Origin of the sequence: Haladaptatus sp. (assembly GCF_049589095.1) — an archaeon.
Taxonomy (GTDB): Archaea; Halobacteriota; Halobacteria; order Halobacteriales; family Haladaptataceae; genus Haladaptatus.
Genome location: NZ_JBAWAC010000328.1, coordinates 1 through 3,516, shown reverse-complemented (window position 1 = coordinate 3,516; position 3,516 = coordinate 1). Strand labels below are relative to the sequence as shown.

The 3,516-nt window shown below is 61.6% G+C and carries 5 protein-coding genes; 2 read left to right on the top strand and 3 right to left on the bottom strand.

Annotated features, from left to right (window positions below; genetic code table 11):
• Positions 1–269 precede the first annotated feature (269 nt).
• Both WBV42_RS10570 and WBV42_RS10565 read left to right on the top strand, forming a co-directional pair.
• On the top strand, positions 270–491 hold the full coding sequence (locus WBV42_RS10570) for a hypothetical protein (protein ID WP_082837779.1): 222 nt from the start codon (positions 270–272) through the stop codon (positions 489–491).
• 129 nt (positions 492–620) lie between these two features.
• Positions 621–1,619 (top strand): ornithine cyclodeaminase family protein, encoded by a 999-nt coding sequence (locus WBV42_RS10565; RefSeq protein WP_423985989.1) that lies wholly within the window; start codon positions 621–623, stop codon positions 1,617–1,619.
• Here the strand turns inward: WBV42_RS10565 and WBV42_RS10560 are convergent, their stop codons facing one another.
• From WBV42_RS10560 to WBV42_RS10550, 3 genes are all read right to left on the bottom strand, one after another.
• Positions 1,620–2,042 (bottom strand): hypothetical protein, encoded by a 423-nt coding sequence (locus tag WBV42_RS10560; protein ID WP_423985988.1) that lies wholly within the window; start codon positions 2,040–2,042, stop codon positions 1,620–1,622.
• A gap of 54 nt (positions 2,043–2,096) precedes the next feature.
• Positions 2,097–2,357, bottom strand: a complete 261-nt coding sequence (locus WBV42_RS10555; protein WP_066142954.1) for a hypothetical protein — start codon at positions 2,355–2,357, stop codon at positions 2,097–2,099.
• A gap of 56 nt (positions 2,358–2,413) precedes the next feature.
• Positions 2,414–3,516: ATP-grasp domain-containing protein (locus tag WBV42_RS10550; protein WP_423985987.1), on the bottom strand; the 1,103-nt coding region annotated here is incomplete at its 5' end.

The window sequence follows — 3,516 nt, the reverse complement described above, 5'->3', positions numbered from 1 at the left end:
TGGTAATTCTTCCTCGAAAAATTCAGACAACCCCTATCATGTGCATAGTTAACATGATTTTGCAGCAAAATAAATTACTCCTGGGCATTTCTCACCCCACTGAGAGTGAAGAATTCTCGACCTTGGGGCCCTGTATCTCAGTTACATCTCCATAAGTTATAACAATGCAATCGGTATATTCCTTAGAGCATTCTCAATCCATACAGGAATCAGCTGCTTCGCCTATGGGAAACAGTTATATACCTACACCGCATATTATTGAATACATTATGACTGGATACTATGACCTCATTCTTGGCCTGATCCCACTCGCATTGGTCGGTGTAACCGGAGCGTTCAGCATCGCTGGACTCGCGCTAACGACCGCTGTACCCCTTGGAGCGTTCGTTTCCGTACTCCTCATCGGACACGCACTGTTCGTAAACGGCCCCGTCGATGAAGCGTCTGCCCCGAACCCCCAGTCATCCGCGCCAGTCAATTCCGCTGAGTAATTTTCGTCCCTCTTTTCCATCTCCTTTCTCCACTCGTTTCACGTTCGCAGTTCATTTTCACCCTTCATTCCCGACAGCTACCGTTTCCGTTCCTCAACGGTTTTGTCGCTGGCTTCCGTTCGTCCAGCCATGACCGAGACGCTGTTTTTGACGAGCGACGACGTCGCTGGACTGGCAGAAATCGACGAGTTCGTCGATGCCGTACGTGACGGCTATCGTCAGCGAGGACTGGGAGCGCCCGCGAAACCCCGGACGACGCTGGTGAACGACGAACCGGCGGGGATGCTGACGAGTTACTCCGCGATTCTCCCAGAAACGGGCGCGATGGGCGGCTACATGTATCCCGCCGGGTTCGGCGCGGGCGATGCGTGGTTCATGACGCCGCTTTTCGACGCCGAAACCGGTGAACCCCTCGCGCTCATCGACGGCGCGAGCATGAATCCGTTCAAAACCGGTGCGGCGGGTGCGGTCGGACTTGACGCACTCGCGCGCGAGGACGCAACCTCGCTCGCGCTCATCGGTACCGGCGCACAGGCACGCGGACAACTGAAAGCGGCGATGACGGTCCGGGACATCGAAACCGTCTGGGTCTACTCGCCGACGAAAGAGAACCGGGAGTCGTTCGCGGGCGAGATGAACGAAGCTTACGACGCCTCGGTCGCCGCCGTCGCCAGCAGTGCCGCGGCCGTCGAGGACGCCGATATCGTCATCACCGCGACGACGGCCAGCGAACCGGTGTTCGACGGTGACCTGCTCAAGGACGGTGCACACGTCACCGCGATGGGTCAGTATCACCCGAAAAAGCGCGAACTCGACGCGACGACGATCGCGCGTGCGACGTACGTCCCCGACCTGCGGGAGCGCGCGACGTCGGACGCGGGGTCGTTCCTCCTGGCGATGGAGTCGGGCGACGTGACGGAAGCGGACATCCACGCCGAACTCGGTGAGGTGGTCGCGGGCGAGAAACCGGGCCGCGAGTCGGCCGAGGAGATCACCGTCTTCGACAGCGGCGGAACGGGCATCGAAACCGTCGCTTCGGCGTACATGCTCTACCAGAAAGCCTGCGAGGAAGGATTGGGATCGACGATCTCGTTCTCGCCCGCGAGCGAGGCGCTGACCGGCGAGTAGTTACGACCGCGAACCGACCCACGCGCCGAGCGCGACGCCGTACATCGCGTGTCCGGCGTGGAAAATCATGGATTCGTCCTCTTCGAGAGCCATGTCCAACAGTCGACCGAGCATGACCCGTTCCCCGAAAAGGGAGAGCAGTAGGCCGTAGCCGAGACCGCCGATTATTCCCTCCGTCTCGGTGTCGAGTGCCGAGTTCGATCCCTCTCCAAACGCGACGGCGAAGAGGCTACCGGCGAATCCGCCGTACAGGAGGTGGAGTGCGATTGCGCCCACGGGATGGTCGTTCGGTTCGCCGCCGAGGAACTTCGCGCAAAACTCGGCCGTCGGCGGATACGACAACGAAATCGACTCACGGAACGCCGTCATGACGACGGTACTGAACAATCCACCCACGAACCCGTTCGTTGCGTTCGAAGCCATGGAGTAGGCTCACAGCGGCGGTACGAATAGTTGTGATGGCACCCGAATCGGCGATTACACCGACCAGCCGAACTGCTCTTTCGCCTTCTCGACCGCGCTTTCGACCTTCTTTTCGAGTTCGTCGATGGAGCGTTCGACGTAGTGGACGCGTTCTCGTGGAACGCGTCGGACCATGTCGTCGCCCTCGTCGTTGACCCCGACCTTGATCAGCCAGTGGTCGTCGAAGTAGACGATGTCGTCGTTCTCGGCTTCTCGTTCGATTACCTCTCCCTCCGGGTCGTCGTAGACGATGGTCGCCGTGCCCGTGTCTGGCATCTCTGGCATCGTTCGTGCCTGCGGAGAGTGAACGGAAACTTCCTTTGGCCGTTTCCCTACTCCTCGCCCGCCCGACGACGGATGTCGATGCGATAGTCCGAGAGCACGTCCCGTCCGAGGATGAGTGGATGACGCATGTGGCTTCGGTCCTCCACGCTGGCCGTCACCCGATGCCACCCTCCACCGATGCCGATGTCCACGTCCACCAGCGGTCGCGTCTTGCTCGCCTTCCCGCTGCCGAACTTCACGGCGGCGCTGCTCTTGATGGGACCCGCGCCGACCGCCGACGCGAGGTCGATACCGATGCTCGTCCGGGTCGCACCAGTGTCGGCCTTGGCGACGATCGATTCCGACGTCCGCATTCCGTTGACGACCACCCGTTCCGTGTAGCCGACGGTTCGGTGGCGGTTCGTCCCGTCCGACCGACGTGGTTTACAAGCGGGAACCGAGTCATCCAGCGACTGTGCGATCTCTCCGACCTGTCCGGGGGGAACCTCACCACCGGCCCGTTCGATCGCATAACGGGCGATGTACGGGGCCGCGCTCGTGCCGGTCGCATCGAACAGGCCGGTGAACCCCGCCGTCGGGTTTATTTCGAGGACGTACCAGTCCCCGCGCCACTCCATCACGTCCACGCCCGCCACGTCGAGACCGAGGGCGTGTGTCGCGTCGAGAGCGATGGACCCCACTTCCTTCGGGAGTTCGTCCGTCACGTCCTCCGGGGTGCCGCCACGCGCGACGTTCGTCCGCCAGTCGCCGTTCGGGGCCAACCGCCGCATCGCGCCGACGACCTCGTCGCCGACGACGTACACCCGCACGTCGGACTGTTTGCCCTGTTGATCCAGAAATCGCTGTAAGAACGTGTGCCTGTGACCGACGACCGGCGTCGGTCGCTCGTTTCGCGCCACCTTCCACGCCGCGTCTCCGTGGGTCCCGATACCGGCCTTTTGGAGCATCGATCCGCCGACGTACCGACTCCCCTCGGCAAACGTGGCGGCGGACAATCCCAGATACGAATCCGGCGTTCTCACGCCGTGGTTGGCGAGTCGAACCGCTGTCGCGTACTTGTGAATCGCCGTCAGCACGGCCGAAGGCGGGTTGACCATCGGCCGATGCCCGGCGAGCGTGTTGGCGATTTCGAGGTGTTCGAGCGGATGTT

What these genes read in the sequence shown, in the direction of transcription:
- WBV42_RS10565 (WP_423985989.1), top strand. Translation starts at nt 621, where the DNA reads ATGACCGAGACGCTGTTTTTGACGAGCGACGACGTCGCTGGACTGGCA.
- WBV42_RS10555 (WP_066142954.1), bottom strand. Translation starts at nt 2,357, where the DNA reads ATGCCAGACACGGGCACGGCGACCATCGTCTACGACGACCCGGAGGGA.
- WBV42_RS10570 (WP_082837779.1), top strand. Translation starts at nt 270, where the DNA reads ATGACTGGATACTATGACCTCATTCTTGGCCTGATCCCACTCGCATTG.
- WBV42_RS10560 (WP_423985988.1), bottom strand. Translation starts at nt 2,042, where the DNA reads ATGGCTTCGAACGCAACGAACGGGTTCGTGGGTGGATTGTTCAGTACC.